Below are 17,355 nucleotides of genomic sequence, written 5' to 3'. Positions count from 1 at the left end.
GCAGAAGTCATCGAACAATGACTTTCTGTGACAGCCCCCTCTCTTATGTTTGAAATCCTTCGCCCATCACTTCAACAGAGTTTGATACAATAACGAAAGCTGCGGGATCGACCCGCACAACGATTTGTTTGAGTTTCGTCAATTCACTCTGGTCAAGGACGCACATAAGAACCGGACGATCGTTATTTGTATAGCCCCCAATACCCGGAATCTTCGTGACTCCCCTGTCAATTTCATTCAAAATGACCTGGCGAATTTCTTCTTCCCGTTCTGAAATAATAATCGCCATCTTGGAATTGCTGAATCCCATTTGGACAATGTCAATCACTTTCCCGGTCAAATAAATGCTGATAAGTGCGTATAAAGCTTTTTCAAGACTAAAGACGACAGCGGATAAGATAACAATACATCCATCGACAAGAACCATTGAAATGCCTGATGATATATGAGTAAATTTATGGATGATTTGGCCGATGAGCGCCGTCCCGCCCGTTGATCCTTTACCGCGGAAAACGATGCCAAGGCCAAACCCAATCCCGACTCCGCCAAACAATGCGCCCAATAATGGATTAGATGTCGGCGGTTCAACATTTTGCGTTAAAAAAACGACAAGAGGCAAAAAAACCGTCCCGACAAGTGTTTTAATGCTGAAATCTTTACCAAGCAGAATGATCCCGAGGAAAAATAACGGGATGTTAAATGCCCACTGAACAATAGCCGGGCTCCATCCAAATAATCCATGAAGAATCGTGCTTAACCCGCTTATTCCTCCTGCCGCGATCTCATTTGGCAAAAGAAAAAGATTGAAAGTCAGGCCGACAATAGCTGCCCCGACTAAAATCTCAACATACTCTAACGCTAATATCACTTTAGGATTTAATGACATTATTTTTCGATAAAGTGATGCCATAATTGTTCACACCCTCTAAAAATCTCTTGCTGTATTCAATACCATTCGACAGTATAACACCAGGCCAATAAGGTGTAAACAGCATTAAGGTGACGCTTTAACTTGGCGAAAAGCTCTATTTATATAATTAATATTTCATTATAATCGTTTTTGTATGCTCAATATGTATTCATCCATGCGTTCCATCATAAGCTTGTTTGATAGCCCTTTTACTCCATTGTCAATCCAGCCTTTATAAACAACCGGTTCAGGCAAAAATTCAAAGGCCATTTTCAATTCCCAATATGGATGATAGTCAAAATGGTCACCTGCCGCATCCTAATATGCGTTTAAGAAGAAATCGGCGTCGTCCGCTCCATATAAAAGGGCTAAATTTAAGCTGCAATGCCCTGCATCGACACCGGCAGGGCCAATGCATGCGTTAACCCAGTCGACTACGCCTGTCAAGCGCCCATCCTCCCATAGGACATTGCACGGATGATAATCTCGGTGAATGAAACCGTTTCTTGCATCCGGGTAATGTTCGGTAACACATTGTATGACCTTCCACCATTCTTCTTGATGCTTTGACCACTCAGGTATTCGGGGTGTCTTAGGATCATAGTAAGAAAAATACTGCCATAGGAAATCGCCAACATTGGCTATTTTTAATTGGTTGGAAATAGGTTAAAAAGCCGCTGCACGTCATGTACAGCGGCTTTGCTTTATCGTTTTTCGATTTCTTCTAAAATGAGCTTGTTGACCATTGGCGGGTTGGCTTTTCCTTTTGTTTCTTTCATAACCTGTCCGACAAGGAAGCCGATTGCGCGGTCTTTTCCGTTTTTGTAGTCAATGATCGATTGTTCGTTGTTGTTAAGGACCGTAATAACGATTTCGCGGATCGCGCCTTCATCCGAAATTTGGACAAGGCCTTTTTCCTTGACGATCGTCTCAGGGTCTCCGCCATTTTCAATCATTTCTTTAAACACTTTTTTGGCGATTTTCGATGAAATCGTGCCATCGGCGATCAGTTTGATCATCTTCGCGAGGCCAGCCGGCTCAAGTGGCGTTTCATCGATTTCTTTATAAGCTGTATTCAGGTAGGCGCTCACTTCACCCATGAGCCAGTTTGATGCTTGCTTCGCATCGGCGCCTGCTGCAATCGTTTCTTCGAAGAAATCGGACATTTTCTTCGATTGCGTGAGCACCATCGCGTCATAAGCCGGAAGTCCAAGCTCGGATACATAGCGCGCTTTCCGGGCATCCGGAAGTTCAGGGATTTCAGAACGAACCCGGTCGATCCAGGCTTCGTCAATGCTTAAATGAACAAGATCCGGCTCAGGGAAGTAACGGTAGTCGTCCGAGCCTTCCTTTACGCGCATTAAAATGGTTTTCTTCGACGCTTCATCATAACGGCGCGTTTCTTGCAGGATTTCGCCGCCGGAAAGAAGCACTTGCTCCTGGCGCTTTTCTTCAAATTCTAAACCTTTTTGCACGTGGGCAAACGAGTTTAAGTTTTTAATTTCCGTTTTCGTGCCGAACTTTTCCTGGCCGAGCGGACGTAGGGAAATGTTTGCATCACAGCGGAGCGAACCTTCTTCCATTTTACAATCGGAAACGCCAGTATATTGAATGATCGCTTTCAGCTTTTCAAGGTACGCATACGCTTCTTCCGGTGTGCGGATATCCGGCTCGGATACGATTTCAACAAGCGGCGTTCCCTGACGGTTTAAGTCGACTAATGAATGAGATCCGTCTTCTGCGTGCGTTGATTTACCTGCATCTTCTTCTAAGTGAAGGCGGGTAATCCCGATCTTCTTTTTCTTTCCGTTCACTTCAATTTCAATCCAGCCATGCTCCCCAATCGGTTTGTCGAATTGGGAAATTTGGTACGCCTTCGGATTGTCCGGGTAAAAATAGTTTTTCCGGTCAAATTTTGTTTCCCGGTTAATTTTACAATTCAATGCCATCGCAGCCCGCATCGCGAAATCAACCGCCTGCTTGTTCATGACCGGCAACACCCCTGGATGCCCTAAACAGATCGGGCATGTATGGGTATTTGGCGGTGCGCCAAAGTCGGTTGAACAACCGCAAAAAATCTTTGATTTTGTTTTCAATTCAACATGTACTTCAAGTCCAATAATTGTTTCAAAATTGCTCATCCTATTACACCCCCAATTCCGGTTTTGCCTTATGATGTTCGGTTGCCTGTTCGAACGCATGGGCAACTCGGTAAATCGTGCTTTCATCAAAATGCTTTCCGATAATTTGCAGGCCGACTGGCATTTGCTTAGAGAACCCGCATGGAACAGAAATCGAAGGAACACCGGCAAGGTTAACAGGAATCGTCAAAATATCGTTGACGTACATCGTGACCGGATCTTTCGTTTTTTCGCCGATTTTAAACGCTGGTGTCGGCGCAGTCGGTCCGATAATAACGTCATATTTCGCCAATACTTCATCAAAATCATTTTTGATCAATGTCCGCACTTTTTGCGCTTTTTTATAGTACGCATCGTAATAACCAGAGCTAAGTGCAAATGTTCCTAGCATAATGCGGCGTTTTACCTCATCCCCGAATCCTTCGCTTCTCGTTTGCTTGTACAGGTCAATCAAGTTTTGTCCATTGTCAGAACGGACACCGTAACGAATGCCGTCAAATCGGGCAAGGTTTGCTGATGCCTCTGAAGAGGATAGCAAGTAATAAGTAGCAAGAGCATATTTCGAATGAGGCAATGACACTTCCTCCCATGTTGCCCCGAGTCCTTCCAATACTTTAAGAGCTTCTAATACACGCTCGTGAACTTCCTTATCTACGCCCTCACCGAGATATTCTTTCGGCACGGCGATTTTCAGCCCTTTTACATCGCCTGTTAATGCCGATAAATAGTCAGGCACGTCCACATTTGCCGAAGTGGAATCCATTGCATCATGTCCGGCAATTGTTTGCAGCAAGTAAGCATTGTCTTCTACTGACCGGGTGATTGGTCCAATTTGATCGAGAGATGATGCGAATGCCACAAGTCCGTAACGGGAGACGAGACCGTAAGTCGGCTTCAATCCGACCACTCCACAAAAAGCAGCGGGCTGGCGAATCGAGCCCCCTGTGTCAGATCCTAATGAAAATAATACTTCTCCGGCTGCAACAGACGCTGCCGAGCCACCGCTTGACCCTCCAGGTACACAATCCAGATTCCATGGATTTTTGGTCGGGAAAAAGCCAGAGTTTTCATTGGAAGACCCCATCGCGAATTCGTCCATGTTTAATTTTCCAATGGCAATCGCTTCGGCGGCAAGTAATCGTTCAACAACCGTCGCGTCATGAATCGGTTCGAAATTGGATAATAGCTTGCTTGCACATGTCGTGCGAAGGCCTTTTGTGACGATATTGTCTTTAATCCCGATAGGCATGCCAAATAAAAGGCCGCGCTCTTCGCCTGACCCTAACTTTCCATCCAATTCTTTCGCTTTTTTCCTTGCGTTTTCTTCATCCAACGTTAAAAACGCTTTGACTTGATCGTCAACTGCTTTTATCCGGGCATAAGACTCGTCAACGAGATCCGTTACGCTAATCTCCTTTTTATGTAAAAGTTGATGCAGTTCTGAAACTTTTTTATCGAATAATGACATGATGTCCCTCCTCTACTCTAAAACGTTCGGCACTTTAAATTGACCGTCTTTTTGATCCGGAGCGTTTTTAAGCGCCTCTTCACGGGAAACGGAATCTTTCACAACATCCTCGCGAAGCACATTTTTTAAATCTAAAACGTGGGTCGTCAGTTCCACGTTGTCCGTATCCAATTCGTTTAACTCTTCTGCAAAACCGATAATCGCATCCAATTGTTCGGTGAACATTTTCACTTCTTCTTCACTTACTGCCAACCGAGCAAGATGCGCCACGTGTTTAACCTGTTCTTCTGAAATTCGAGACAAGCTCGCCACCTCCAAAACTGTACATTCACAATATATAGATGATACCAGAGTTCGTACGGTTTAATCAACTGCATCACTACTTTAGAATTCAGAAAAGTCAAAGGACGAGAGACTTTGTCTCTCGTCCTGGTATTATCCTATTTTAATTTTATAGGTTTTGTTATTATTGCCATTCGTGTAGTACAGGTAGCTCCCTTTTATATAGAGATATTGCGACCAGACGTTGTTCACTTTCGTTAAATGGGAGCCGTCGGTTTTTATTTTGTAAATATAGCCGCCACGGGAATAGTCGCTGAAATAAATCCAGCCGTTCTTCTCATTTAGCCATAGCGCGCGGTCGCCCGTTATTCTCTTCTTTCCGGTTCCGTTTTCTTTGATCCGGTAAAGCTTTTTATCGGGTGCATTGCTGTAATAAATGTAGTCCCCTTTTTTCACAGGGAAAAGCATATTCCACATGTACTGGTAGTTTGTACTTGTTGCTTTCGGCAAACCTTTTGTACTCCATGAATGGTTTTTCTTCATCACGCCGTCTGTTACACCAAAATATTGATAGCTGACGACACGGCCATGATCTTTTGGATAGTCGTCCCATGTTGCATCGACATGGTAATACTTCCCGTTCATATTCACAAGATTCCATGCATGAAGCTCGGTTTGTTTCCCATTATTCGCTTTGCCGTACACGTAATAATTTTTCACACCTGTTTTATTTAACAACAGCTGCATGGCCTGCGCATAACCGTTACAAGCCGATTTCTTTTCGATGAGCGCGCTATAGGCCGTATTATATTTATACGTGCCGCTTTGGGTCTGGGCATTGTACGTATTGTGGGTCACAATATAATCGTGAATCGCCTTTGTTTTTTGAAAAGAGGAATAAGACGACTTCACATGTTTGCGAATAATTTGGTTGGCCGTACTATTTAACGTTTTTTTCATTTTCAATATGGTTGACTTTGAATGGGTATACGTAAAACGGAGCTTAATGCTAGTGATTTTTCCGCTGCTCGTCTTTGTATATTTGTACTGCCCGCTTTTGTAATAAAAGATTTCCGGATGCTTTTGTAAAACCGCATTAATCGTGTTTGCAGCTGTCGTCGTACTTGGATGATATTTAGTCACCGTAATCTCTGAATCTACTTCATTAAACGCTTTATAAATCGCATTGTATAGCCCTGATGCAGATGAACTTGCCTTTGCCGCTTTCGGCTGAATCACAACCATTGCCGCTAAAACCAATGACAATAAAACAAACCCTGTTTTTTTCACATAGTATCATCCTTTTTCAAAATTTTCACTAGATTGTACATACCCTTAAATCTAGCAGGTTAAACTATTATTCTAATATAAGCCGACCGCTTCATGTTTATAGTGTGAGATGTCTCCATGAAGGCAAATGCGGTGTTTTCCTTCTTCTAGTTCTACCTTGCATAAACATGCCGGATGAATATAAGGAGGGTCCCATAATTTTGAAAGAGGCCGCTCTTCAAAATAAGCCATCAAGATTTTTATAATAACTGTATGAGTGACGATTAATATGTTCTTCCCTGTATGATTTGTGATGATTCTTTGAAGTTCAGGCAACACTCTTTTTTGAACATCGATAAACGATTCCCCGCCATTTGCTTCAAATTGCTCCGGATCATTCCAGAAGCTCGAGAACCGCTTTTGATCATTTTCCTGAATAGTGGCTTGAATTTCCCCTTCCCACACTCCTAAATGCATTTCTTTTAACTGATCTGTTACCTTTATTTGATCTTTTGGTTTTCCACTAATGATTTCTGCTGTCTTGACAGCCCTGCCGCTTGAACTCGAATAAATTTCATCAAATTTAATAGGAGCTAACGCTTCACTCAGCCACCTTGCCTGCCATTCTCCTAATTCGGTTAATGGCGAATCTTTACGACCCTGCATTCGTTTCTCCACGTTCCATTCTGTTTGCCCATGCCTTACGATGTACAATGTTGTTTTTGGCATTTTTAAACCTCCATCTTAACCCCTGTACATATTTTACCAATTTCCATAATATGAGTCTACTACCAATCTCTCTAAACCTTGCTATCTATGTCTGTAATACGGAGTCCAGGCGGCATTTAAGCGTTCAATTCCATCAGAAATCTCCTCTAACGATAATCCACCAAAGCCAAGAAGAATGAGAGGATCGCCGGCGCTATCCTTTTTCAGCCACATTGGCGTCGTACTGTATACTTTTACACCCGCTTCTTCCGCTATTTTCACGAGCTGATCTGCGGTCTTATCACTTTTTACTTTTAAAACGATATGTAGCCCTGCATCCTGTCCGGTAACGGTGACGTTGGTTTTCATGATGCTTTTTATAGCTTCCAGCAGTGCCGTATGCTTTTTTTGATAAATGGTGCGCATTCTGCGGATATGCCGTTCCCATTCGCCGCTTTGGATAAACCCTTGTAACGCTTTTTGATGGAATCTTGAAGCCGTTTGGTCATACATGAACAGCATGCGCTTGTAAATATTAAGCAATCGTTCTGGCAATACCATATAGCTAACTCTTATGCCGGGCAAGAGCGATTTTGAAAAGGTTCCAACATATACGACGTTTCCGTGAGCATCCAACCCTTGCAGAGAAGGAATCGGCTTGCCCCGATAACGAAACTCCCCATCATAGTCATCTTCAATAATTAAGCCTCCGTTTTCTTCCGCCCATTGGAGAAGTTTCATTCGTTTCGCAATTGGCATGACCATTCCCATCGGATATTGGTGGGAAGGCGTGACGTAAACCATTTTCGCTCCGCTTTTGCTAAGTGCATCAATGTGAATTCCATCCTCCTCTAAAGGAATCGGTTCAATTTCGAAGCGAAAATGCTGAAACACATTTCGCACACCGGGATAGCCCGGGTCTTCCATCGCTACTTTTTTCCCGTCAATTCCGGTAAGTTGACATATTATTTGTAAGACCACCTGAGTGCCTGAACCGATCACAAGTTGTTCTTCCGAGCAATTAACGCCGCGTGCCCGCCGAAGATATTTGCTAAGCTCATAGCGAAGTCCACGTTCACCTTGTTTATCGCCGTATGATAGCAAGTCTTTATGATCACGGCTGATGCATTGATTCGAACATTTGCGCCAGCTGTCAAACGGAAAATGGTTGAAATCAATATTTGACATGTAAAAATCGTAAAGTATACGTGTCTGTTTCCCGCCAACTTCAGTTTTAAAAGAGGCGAGGGGCTGTGCAGGCAGAATGCTCCCAAACGATTCCTCTTCTAATTTTATAACATAAAAGCCGCTTCTTTCCCTGCTTTCAATATACCCTTCTGCAAGAAGCTGTTGATACGCCATTTGTACCGTTGTTTTGCTTATTTTTAAATCATCGGAAAGCCGGCGGATGGATGGAAGCCTCGTTGAAGCAGAAAGTCCGCTAACTTGAATTTGCTTTTTAAAATATTCATAAAGCTGGATATATAAGGGCTGATTGTCATTTTCATTTAAATTTGGACTGACATCCACATCGTTCGCTCCAATCTGTACCGTTTTGAAAATTATAAATTGTATCTTTTGTAGTGTACAGATAGTTTTTATAATTGTTTTTAAAAACAAAGGAGCGGATTGCAGATGATCCCTATGAGATATGTACTGAGACAATGTAATGATCAAGAGAAGATTGACAGTTTTTTGCGCCAGGCAAAGGTCGGCTTATTAGGGCTTGCAGACGACCATCAGCCTTATGTTGTGCCACTTAACTTCGTCTGGTGGAATGATGCCATCTATTTTCATGGCGCAGAGGAGGGCAGGAAAAACAAAATCATGAATGAAAACCCGGGCGTTTGTTTCACCGTTTGCGCAGAGTATGGCACGATCGCCGATCCCGTACCGGCGAAAACCGATACAGCCTACATGAGCGTGATGTTATTCGGCAAGGCCAGCCCCGTTGCCGATCTAGATGAAGCAACTGGCGCATTGCAAGCGATGCTTGATAAATATGTGCCCGGATACTATAATCAACCGCTTGCGAAACAGCATGTGAACAAATACCGCTCTTCTTACGGAAGTGCTGCCGTTGTCTACCGGATCAAGCCTGATGAGATAACAGCAAAAGAAAACCCGCTCAATCCGGAAAGCGCCTTTTACCCCGGGCGTCGTGTGGGCGATGATTAACCTGAGTTCGGACAATAACAATCAGTGTTCGGACAATAAAAGTTGGCGTTTGGACAATAAAATATGTGTTCCGGACAATAAGGCACACATTTTGGACATTAAATCATATGTTTTAGACAATAAACAACATTTCTGGGTTCTTCAAGGGAAAAATTGGACATCCTGATGGGAAATTTGTCCTTGAGACGTGTTCTATTGGACACAATCAGGCTCTTCGACATAAAATTTGTCCTTGAGACCGGCGATAAAGGACAAATTCGGGTTTCGTGCAGAGGCCACTGAAAAAGTCCAAGAAATTTTCAAAAATGCTTTTTCCTAAAAAATACATCCCCACTTTGGTAAGCGAAATGCATTGTAAACATGATGCTATCCCCCACTTCCTAAGTGAAAAATACTGTTTTTTTGGGTTTTGGTTTTTCAAAAATTTTAGTTTTTTATTAAAAGGAACTTTTTCAGTGGCTTCTTTCGTGCAAGGAAAATTGTCCTCTACTTCAAAAATTTAAACGTTTAAAAAGACATCCACAATCGTGATTGTGGATGTCTAATCTTTGCGGTATGACACGTCTTTAGCCGGGTGCATGAATGGAACCCCCTGCGGTTTGACCTTTTCTTCTAATAGCTCCTTATTTTCGGCCGTATTCCAGCCGATATCGTTTGTCGGGTGAACCCATTCGTCTCCTGACATGATCTCGGGATCAGTTTCCGTACTCCAATTGTTTAATGGAGAGTTTTCCGAGTTGTATTTACTGTCTCCGATCACGACACCATAGCGATTAACAAACGGCTGCTGCATCTTGATCCCGGTTCCTTTAAACGATGGAGCCTCTATTTGATGCGGCTGTGTTTCATCTAAAATGGGCGAATCCAATTTTTCGTTTTCATTTTTATCTTTGTCAGTCATATCCATCCCACCTCACTTGGTTTTAAGTTTTCCAATTGGTGGGGGTTTATGTATGGACAGCTTCTTTTCCTTTTTAAACAAACGTTTGATTAAATGCAAAAAACCTCTCCGCTTTTGGAGAGGTTTGCAAAAAATTTAAAGCTGTTCGCCTGTCGTCTTCGCTTGCATATGCAAGATGAGGTAGTCAGGGCCGCCCGCTTTTGAGTCGGTTCCTGACATGTTGAAGCCGCCAAATGGCTGGTAGCCGACAATCGCGCCTGTACATCCACGGTTGAAGTAAAGGTTGCCGACATGGAACTCTTCTCTTGCGCGTTCGATGTGCTCGCGGTTGTTCGAAATGAGCGCGCCTGTTAAGCCGTAGTCGGTGTTGTTCGCGATTTCCATCATATGATCGAAGTCACGCGCCTTGCAGAACGCGACAACCGGTCCGAAAATTTCTTCTTGCATTAAGCGGTCGTTTTCTTTTACATCGGCAATGATCGTTGGCTGGATGAAGTAGCCTTTGGAGTCGTCCCCTTCACCGCCTGTCATTAAGCGCCCTTCTTGTTTGCCGATTTCAATGTATTTCATAATTTTGTTGTACGCGGCCTGGTCAATGACTGGACCCATGTAAGTGTTCACATCTTCCGGATTGCCGACCGTCAATGTTTTTGTCAGGGCAACGGCTTTTTCTAGCACTTCATCGTACACGTCCTGATGGACAATCGCGCGGGAGCCTGCGGAACATTTTTGTCCGGAGAAGCCGAAAGCGGAGTAAACGATCGCGGAAGCCGCTAATTCTAAATCCGCCTCTTTGTCAACGACAACCGCGTCTTTTCCGCCCATTTCCGCAATGACGCGCTTCAGCCAGATTTGGCCAGGGTGCACTTTGGCAGCACGTTCGTAAATGCGGCAGCCGACATCGCGGGAACCGGTGAATGATACGAAACGCGTTTTCGGATGGTCCACAAGGTAGTCGCCGATTTCAGAACCGCTTCCAGGAACGAAGTTAAGAACGCCGGCAGGAAGGCCTGCTTCTTCCATCACTTCTACGAATTTCGCCGCAATGACCGGCGTTGTATTTGATGGCTTTAATAGCACTGTATTTCCGGCAACGATCGCCGCAACTGTTGTTCCAGCCATGATCGCCAGCGGGAAGTTGAATGGCGAAATGATGATGCCGACACCGAGTGGAATGTAGTTAAACGTGTTGATTTCACCGAAACGGCTGTTCACTTTCACGCCGTCTTTGAGCTTCACCATTTGACGGGCGTAGTACTCAAGGAAGTCAATCGCTTCCGCTGTATCCGCATCGGCTTCTTTCCACGGCTTCCCTGCTTCTTTTACAAGGTAGCTGGAGAATTCGTGCTTGCGGCGGCGAATGATCGCGGCCGCGCGGAAAAGGATGTTTGCGCGCGCTTCTGGCTTCCATTTTTTCCATGTTTCAAATGTAGAAAGGGCGGCTTGCATCGCTTTTTCCGCAAGTTCCTTGTTCGCTTTTGAAACCGTGCCAATGACTTCTTCTTTATTGGCCGGGTTGATGGAAACGATCTTTTCGTCGGTCGTGATGCGCTCTGAACCGATCACGAGCGGAAAGTCCTGTCCTAATTGCGAGTTGACAAGCTTTAACGCTTCTTCAAAGGCTGATTTATTTTCCGAAATACTAAAATCCGTAAATGGTTCGTGTTTGTATTCGACAGTCATTTAATTCCCTCCTACATTCTGTTAACTAGAAGCTGAACTAGCTTCCTAATCGCTAAAGCGGTTACAATTGTTCATTACATGTCCATTCTAGCGCATTAAAAGTAGCAGTTCAAACAAAGAGAAATAGTCGGAATTGCAGGAATCCTCCTCGAAACGAGAATATTGAATAAATAGAAACGACATTGAATGAAAATAAATTTCGGGGCTCTTCCTGTACGGAAAGCCCCTATTTATTATCGATAAATATGAACAAACGGTTCTTTATCTTCCGTTTCTTTTACGATTAATGCTTCCGGCTGATTCACGCCTGAGGTGATCGAAATCGTAACAGGTACGTTTGGAAGTTTTTCCATTGCTCTTGTCGCGATGAACTGGGTAAACGATACGACTTCCGCTTTCCCTTGAAATTGAATTGGAATTTCAATGTTCAAGTTTTTAAGCGTGTCACCTTCATACAAGCCTTTTCCAACAACACCGATGTAGTTCGGGAAATAATCTTGAATTTCTGCTTTAAACGTATCAAAGCTGGCTGAATCGTCCCTTTTTTTCTTTTTCGCTTCATCGGATGGGAAAAGGTAGTATCTCTCGTTAATCGAGTTCCAGCTGCTTAACGAGGTGCTGTCGGTATCTGCCGATGCATAGGCAAAAAAGTGTCCTGGCGTCACTGAATCTTTCTCCGCCTCTTGATATAGGGCAATGACGATCGGCACATGGGCAAGGCTCGGATTTTGCCGCAGACGTTTCAACACTTCCTGGCCGATTTTTTTCGCCTCCCGATTTACGGCCGACGGGTCAAGCTCGACATCGCCGTTATAAATCAAGCCTTTATCCGTTACTTTATAATAATAACGGGAATTAAAGGATAGGCCGACTACAACGCCGCCAAGCTTCACTTTTCCTTTTCCGCTTTGGACGAGGTAGTTTTGCTCAAGTACATACGATAAGAATTTTGGATTCTTTTTTTCCGCCTCAAGCACCTGTTTATATGGCGCGTCCTTTTTTATACCGAGCGCCGGATTCAATCCTTTTTGGTCCATTGTGGAGTTTGAATTTTTTTCAATCTTGTCGTCTTTTCGCTTGAGCCAGTTGTTGACTGTCGTTTCATCGAGATATTGTCCTTCTTGGAGGAAGTATTTATCTGTGCTGAATTTTTGCTGGGCGACACGCATTAATCCCAATTCAAACTCATCAATATCCAGCCTGTTATCGACTCCAAACTTAATTAAGCCCCTTGCAGCTCCTGGTTCAAACGGATAAATGCTGCGGTAATAGTTTTCCCCTGTTTTAATTTCTCCGGTAATGATTGCTTTCTCCTCTTTTTTCCCTTTTTGTTTCACTACTTCTTTTTCTTGCTGCAGGTTGTCTTTATTAAAACAGCCTGTTAATAGTAAAAGGGAGCTTAAGAAGATGAAGCTCATCCGCTTTATCATGTTTTTTACACTCCTCTAGTTTATCGCGGTTATTTTTTTGATTGTTATTGTTTAAGCTCCTCTACGAATTGTTGCTCCGTCCATGTCTCAATGCCGAGGCTTTGTGCCTTAGCAAGCTTGGATCCGGCATCTTCCCCTGCGATGAGAAGGTCTGTATTTTTGCTGACGCTTCCTGTTACCTTGCCGCCAAGACGCTCAATCGCTTCTTTTGCTTCATTTCGCGTTAAAACTGTCAGTTTTCCAGTCAACACGATCGTCTTTCCGGCAAAATAAGAATCGACATCTTCCGCCCGAACCGCTTTTGGCCCTTTGTACTCCATATTGACATTGAACGATTTCAGTTCGTTAATCAGTTCAACGACTTCCGGCTTGCTAAAATAAACGGAAACCGAATCCGCCATTTTCTCTCCGACTTCATCAATCGCCATCAACTCTTCTTTAGATGCATTCATTAATTGGTCCATCGTTTCAAATGTTTGGGCGATTGTTTTCGCAGCCTTCGCCCCGACATGGCGGATCCCAAGGCCGAATAGCAATCGTTCCAATGAGTTTTCTTTTGATTTTTCAATAGCGTTCAACAAATTGTCAACGGATTTTTCGCCCATCCGCTCCAGTTGCAGCAGCTCTTCTTTCTTCAACCTGTATAAATCAGCAACATCATGAATTAATTGCTCCCTAAACAATTGCGCGATCACTTTTTCACCAAGACCATCGATGTTCATCGCGTTTCTTGATACGAAATGAATCAAGCCTTCGCGAATTTGAGCGGGACATTGCGGGTTCAAGCATCTTAATGCCACTTCTCCCTCTAACCGTTCAAGCTCGCTTTCACATTCCGGACAATGTGTCGGCATATGAAATTCCCGTTCTTCACCGGTACGTCGGTCGACGAGCACATTAACGACTTCCGGTATAATATCGCCGGCTTTTTTGACAACGACGAAATCGCCAAGCTTAATGTCTTTTTCCCTGATTAAATCTTCGTTATGAAGTGATGCCCGCTTTACCGTCGTTCCGGCAACTACAACCGGCTGCAAAATCGCTGTCGGGGTAACGACTCCTGTCCGGCCAACGCTTAATTCGATGTCCTCAAGCTTCGTCACGACTTCTTCCGCAGGAAACTTGTAAGCGATCGCCCAGCGCGGGCTTTTCGCGGTCGCCCCAAGCTCTTCCTGCTGGTAAAGGGAATCGACCTTAATGACGATGCCATCGATTTCATACGGAAGATCCGGGCGTTTCTCTTGCCATCCGTTCACAAATTCAATGACATCGTCAATGGTTGCGCAGCGTCTCCATTCCGGGTTCGTCTTTAATCCGAGCTCTTGCAGAAGTTCCAATCCTTCGCTATGTGAACCAACCTCTTCGCCCGTAAGCTTGCCAATTCCGTATAAAAAGATATCGAGATTGCGGCTTGCGGCAATCTTCGGATCAAGCTGCCTTAACGATCCGGCTGCTGCGTTACGCGGATTGGCAAACAGCTCCTGCCCTTCTTGCTTGCGGTGTTCATTTAAGCTTTGAAACGAACGCTTCGGCATGAACGCTTCGCCGCGGACTTCAAGAGAAAGAGGGCGATTAAGCTTTAGCGGGATCGAGCGAATCGTCCGCAGATTGCTCGTTATATCTTCTCCGGTCGTCCCGTCTCCACGGGTCGCGCCCCTGACAAACCGGCCGTCTTCATACGTTAAAGAAACGGCAAGTCCATCAATTTTCAATTCGGCAACATACGAAACATGATTGCCTACGCCATCGCGGACGCGGCGGTCAAAATCCCGCAAATCCTTTTCATTAAAGGCATTTCCGAGGCTTAGCATCGGCACTTCATGCTGTACTTTTTCAAAAAAATCGAGCGGCTCACCGCCGACCCTTACAGATGGAGAGTGCGGATCACGCAACCCGGGATGGTTATTTTCCAGTTCAATCAATTCTTTCATTAATTGATCGTATTCGGAATCAGGCACAGACGGCTTATCCAATACATAATATTCATAGTTGTATTTTTCAAGGAGGTTTCGCAATTCGTCAATGCGCTGTTTTGCTTGTTCCTCGTTCAAACTCATTCCACTCCTTACGACAAACTTAATTTCCGGGTCACCACATGTAATAAACACTAGAAAGATTGTTTGTCTATACTTTTTCAATCGGGGCAAATTTCGCGAGCAGCCGCTTTAATCCAACCGGCTGCGGGAAAGCAATGTCAAGTTCGAGTGAATCGCCCTCGCCTTTCATGCTGACAACTGTGCCGATTCCCCATTTACGGTGCTTCACTTTATCCCCTACTTTCCAGTCCAGTTTCTCCCCGCCGCTCGTCTGGAAATTCGGCATCGTTTGCTTCACTTTCGGACGATAGCTTTCAAGTCCTGAGTTCGCTTGTTTTGCCCATGGGGGGGCTTCTTTTTTCGCTGATAAGGAATCAATCAATTCTTCCGGAATTTCGCTAATAAACCGTGAGACGGCGTTCATATTCGTCCGGCCATACAATGTGCGCATATGGGCATTTGTTAAATATAGCTCTTCCTCGGCGCGTGTGATCCCGACATAGGCAAGACGGCGCTCTTCTTCCATTTCGCTTTCTTCAAAAAGGGCCCGGCTGTGTGGAAACACCCCTTCTTCAAGCCCCATTAAGAACACGATTGGAAACTCGAGGCCTTTTGCCGAATGAAGGGTCATAAGAACGACCTTATTATTGGATTGTTCCTGCTCCATGTCTTCATCCAGTTTATCAATATCGGCTACAAGCGCCAAATCCGTCAAAAAGGCAATTAAGCTTTTATCATCGTTCCTCTTTTCAAAATCGGTCGTTACCGATAAAAATTCATCGATATTTTCCAGCCGGCTCTGGGCTTCAATCGTTTTTTCATTTTTCAACATGTCGCGGTATCCGGTCTTCTCAAGCACTTCTTCGACAAGCTCCGTTACTGAAAGGTACTCTTGCATTTGATTCCAGTTCGTAATTTGTTCGGAAAACTCACGAAGCACGTTTGTAAAACGCGGGCTCAGCCCAATTTCCTCAACTTCTTGAAGCGCCTGGAACATGGACAGGTTATTATCCGCTCCATACTGTAAAATCTTATCGACAGTGGATGCGCCGATGCCGCGTTTCGGCACATTAATGATCCGCTGCATGCTTATATCGTCATTCGGATTGGAAATGAGGCGCAAATACGCCAGAATGTCCTTAATCTCTTTTCTGTCATAGAATTTGATCCCGCCGACGATATTATAAGGAATATTCGATTTCATCAACACTTCCTCAATCACACGCGATTGCGCGTTCGTCCGGTACAAAATGGCGATATCCGAATTTTTCCTCTTTCCAGACAAGGTCAATTCCCGTATTTTCCCTGCGACAAAGTGAGCTTCATCATGCTCGTCCGTCCCTTGATAGTAAGCGATATTTTGCCCTTCATCATTATCGGTCCAGAGCTTCTTCGCTTTGCGGTTCATGTTGTTTTCGATTACGTGGTTGGCCGCATCCAAAATCTTTTTCGTTGAGCGGTAGTTTTGCTCAAGCAAAATGACGCTCGCATCGCTATAATCTTTCTCAAAAGAAAGTATGTTGGCGATATCCGCTCCGCGCCATCCGTAAATGGACTGATCGGAATCCCCAACAACGCAAAGATTGCGGAACCGCTCTGCAAGCATTTTAACAAGCACGTATTGGGCGCGGTTTGTATCCTGATACTCATCGACATGAATATATTGGAACTTCCGCTGATAAAACTCCAACACTTCTGGAACCCGTTTGAACAATTGAATGGTTGTCATAATTAAATCATCAAAATCAAGCGCATGGTTCTTTTTCAACCGCTTCTCATATTCTTCATAGACGTCATGAACAACGCTCTCATATGGGCCGTTCATTGCGCCCGCAAGGTCTTTCGCCGTCTTAAGCTCATTTTTAAGTGAAGAGATCGATCCTAAAATGCTTCGCGGCTCAAATTTTTTCGAGTCAATGTTTTTATCTTTTAAAATTTGTTTAATGACGGATAATTGGTCGGTTGAATCAAGAATGGTAAAATTGCGGTTAATGCCGATTCGGTCAATGTCCCGCCTTAAAATGCGGACACACATCGAGTGAAACGTGGAAATCCAGATTTCTTCCGCCGTCGGACCGGTTATGGCCGCGACCCTTTCCTTCATTTCCCTGGCTGCCTTGTTCGTGAACGTAATCGCTAAAATGTTCCACGGAGCTACTTCCTTTTCCATGAGCAAGTAGGCGATTCGATGGGTCAGCACGCGGGTCTTTCCGCTCCCGGCTCCTGCCATAATTAAGAGCGGCCCGTCCGTCTTCTTCACCGCTGCTTTTTGTTCCGGATTTAGCCCGGATAATAACTTTTCAATTAATTGATGCATACTCATGTATCGCTCACCACCAAACGTTTGTT

15 protein-coding genes are annotated in these 17,355 nt (G+C 44.3%); 1 reads left to right on the top strand and 14 read right to left on the bottom strand.

The window, feature by feature from the left end:
- Nucleotides 1-43: 43 nt before the first annotated feature.
- From WD019_RS16965 to WD019_RS16925, 9 genes are all read right to left on the bottom strand, one after another.
- Nucleotides 44-910 (bottom strand): YitT family protein, encoded by an 867-nt coding sequence (locus WD019_RS16965; protein ID WP_425712267.1) that lies wholly within the window; start codon nt 908-910, stop codon nt 44-46.
- Nucleotides 911-1,048: 138 nt separating this feature from the next.
- Nucleotides 1,049-1,180, bottom strand: a complete 132-nt coding sequence (locus tag WD019_RS16960) for a hypothetical protein (protein WP_425712266.1) — start codon at nt 1,178-1,180, stop codon at nt 1,049-1,051.
- A gap of 48 nt (nt 1,181-1,228) precedes the next feature.
- Nucleotides 1,229-1,492, bottom strand: a complete 264-nt coding sequence (locus WD019_RS16955; protein ID WP_425712269.1) for an aminoglycoside phosphotransferase family protein — start codon at nt 1,490-1,492, stop codon at nt 1,229-1,231.
- Nucleotides 1,493-1,614: 122 nt separating this feature from the next.
- Entirely contained in the window at nt 1,615-3,051 is a 1,437-nt protein-coding gene (gene gatB, locus WD019_RS16950) for an Asp-tRNA(Asn)/Glu-tRNA(Gln) amidotransferase subunit GatB (RefSeq protein ID WP_425712265.1), read from the bottom strand.
- A 4-nt stretch (nt 3,052-3,055) separates the two neighbouring features.
- A complete protein-coding gene (gatA, locus tag WD019_RS16945; RefSeq protein WP_425712264.1) occupies nt 3,056-4,519 on the bottom strand; it encodes an Asp-tRNA(Asn)/Glu-tRNA(Gln) amidotransferase subunit GatA in 1,464 nt (487 codons plus the stop codon).
- 12 nt (nt 4,520-4,531) lie between these two features.
- Complete coding sequence (gene gatC, locus WD019_RS16940) at nt 4,532-4,822, bottom strand: Asp-tRNA(Asn)/Glu-tRNA(Gln) amidotransferase subunit GatC (RefSeq protein WP_425712263.1); 291 nt, start codon at nt 4,820-4,822, stop codon at nt 4,532-4,534.
- 132 nt (nt 4,823-4,954) lie between these two features.
- Entirely contained in the window at nt 4,955-6,091 is a 1,137-nt protein-coding gene (locus WD019_RS16935) for a DUF5050 domain-containing protein (RefSeq protein WP_425712262.1), read from the bottom strand.
- Between the two features lie 72 nt (nt 6,092-6,163).
- Nucleotides 6,164-6,799 carry a histidine phosphatase family protein gene (locus tag WD019_RS16930; RefSeq protein WP_425712261.1) on the bottom strand — a complete coding sequence of 212 codons (636 nt, stop codon included), beginning with the start codon at nt 6,797-6,799 and terminating at the stop codon, nt 6,164-6,166.
- An 81-nt stretch (nt 6,800-6,880) separates the two neighbouring features.
- Nucleotides 6,881-8,308 carry a PLP-dependent aminotransferase family protein gene (locus WD019_RS16925; RefSeq protein WP_026678289.1) on the bottom strand — a complete coding sequence of 476 codons (1,428 nt, stop codon included), beginning with the start codon at nt 8,306-8,308 and terminating at the stop codon, nt 6,881-6,883.
- 105 nt (nt 8,309-8,413) lie between these two features.
- On the opposite strand from WD019_RS16925, the gene WD019_RS16920 reads away from it, so the two are divergent.
- Nucleotides 8,414-8,956 carry a pyridoxamine 5'-phosphate oxidase family protein gene (locus WD019_RS16920; RefSeq protein ID WP_425712260.1) on the top strand — a complete coding sequence of 181 codons (543 nt, stop codon included), beginning with the start codon at nt 8,414-8,416 and terminating at the stop codon, nt 8,954-8,956.
- A gap of 541 nt (nt 8,957-9,497) precedes the next feature.
- Here WD019_RS16920 and WD019_RS16915 read toward each other — a convergent pair.
- The 5 genes from WD019_RS16915 to pcrA all read right to left on the bottom strand — a co-directional run bounded on the left by WD019_RS16915 (nt 9,498) and on the right by pcrA (nt 17,323).
- On the bottom strand, nt 9,498-9,857 hold the full coding sequence (locus WD019_RS16915) for a DUF3905 domain-containing protein (RefSeq protein WP_026678291.1): 360 nt from the start codon (nt 9,855-9,857) through the stop codon (nt 9,498-9,500).
- A 135-nt stretch (nt 9,858-9,992) separates the two neighbouring features.
- On the bottom strand, nt 9,993-11,540 hold the full coding sequence (pruA, locus tag WD019_RS16910) for an L-glutamate gamma-semialdehyde dehydrogenase (RefSeq protein WP_425712259.1): 1,548 nt from the start codon (nt 11,538-11,540) through the stop codon (nt 9,993-9,995).
- A gap of 233 nt (nt 11,541-11,773) precedes the next feature.
- Entirely contained in the window at nt 11,774-12,970 is a 1,197-nt protein-coding gene (locus WD019_RS16905) for a CamS family sex pheromone protein (RefSeq protein WP_425712258.1), read from the bottom strand.
- A 44-nt stretch (nt 12,971-13,014) separates the two neighbouring features.
- Nucleotides 13,015-15,027: an NAD-dependent DNA ligase LigA gene (gene ligA, locus WD019_RS16900; protein WP_425712257.1), complete on the bottom strand. Its 2,013-nt coding sequence runs from the start codon at nt 15,025-15,027 to the stop codon at nt 13,015-13,017.
- 67 nt (nt 15,028-15,094) lie between these two features.
- Complete coding sequence (pcrA, locus tag WD019_RS16895) at nt 15,095-17,323, bottom strand: DNA helicase PcrA (RefSeq protein WP_425712268.1); 2,229 nt, start codon at nt 17,321-17,323, stop codon at nt 15,095-15,097.
- Nucleotides 17,324-17,355 lie beyond the last annotated feature (32 nt).

This window comes from Fictibacillus sp. Mic-4 (assembly GCF_049843615.1).
In the GTDB taxonomy this organism is placed as follows: domain Bacteria; phylum Bacillota; class Bacilli; order Bacillales; family Fictibacillaceae; genus Fictibacillus_A; species Fictibacillus_A gelatini.
Note: the sequence above shows the minus strand (reverse complement) of the source record. Positions and strands in the feature narration are given on the sequence as shown.

What these genes read in the sequence shown, in the direction of transcription:
- WD019_RS16965 (WP_425712267.1), bottom strand. Translation starts at nt 910, where the DNA reads ATGGCATCACTTTATCGAAAAATAATGTCATTAAATCCTAAAGTGATA.
- WD019_RS16960 (WP_425712266.1), bottom strand. Translation starts at nt 1,180, where the DNA reads ATGGCCTTTGAATTTTTGCCTGAACCGGTTGTTTATAAAGGCTGGATT.
- gatB (WP_425712265.1), bottom strand. Translation starts at nt 3,051, where the DNA reads ATGAGCAATTTTGAAACAATTATTGGACTTGAAGTACATGTTGAATTG.
- gatA (WP_425712264.1), bottom strand. Translation starts at nt 4,519, where the DNA reads ATGTCATTATTCGATAAAAAAGTTTCAGAACTGCATCAACTTTTACAT.
- WD019_RS16930 (WP_425712261.1), bottom strand. Translation starts at nt 6,799, where the DNA reads ATGCCAAAAACAACATTGTACATCGTAAGGCATGGGCAAACAGAATGG.
- WD019_RS16920 (WP_425712260.1), top strand. Translation starts at nt 8,414, where the DNA reads ATGATCCCTATGAGATATGTACTGAGACAATGTAATGATCAAGAGAAG.
- WD019_RS16915 (WP_026678291.1), bottom strand. Translation starts at nt 9,857, where the DNA reads ATGACTGACAAAGATAAAAATGAAAACGAAAAATTGGATTCGCCCATT.
- pruA (WP_425712259.1), bottom strand. Translation starts at nt 11,540, where the DNA reads ATGACTGTCGAATACAAACACGAACCATTTACGGATTTTAGTATTTCG.
- WD019_RS16905 (WP_425712258.1), bottom strand. Translation starts at nt 12,970, where the DNA reads ATGATAAAGCGGATGAGCTTCATCTTCTTAAGCTCCCTTTTACTATTA.
- ligA (WP_425712257.1), bottom strand. Translation starts at nt 15,027, where the DNA reads ATGAGTTTGAACGAGGAACAAGCAAAACAGCGCATTGACGAATTGCGA.
- pcrA (WP_425712268.1), bottom strand. Translation starts at nt 17,323, where the DNA reads ATGCATCAATTAATTGAAAAGTTATTATCCGGGCTAAATCCGGAACAA.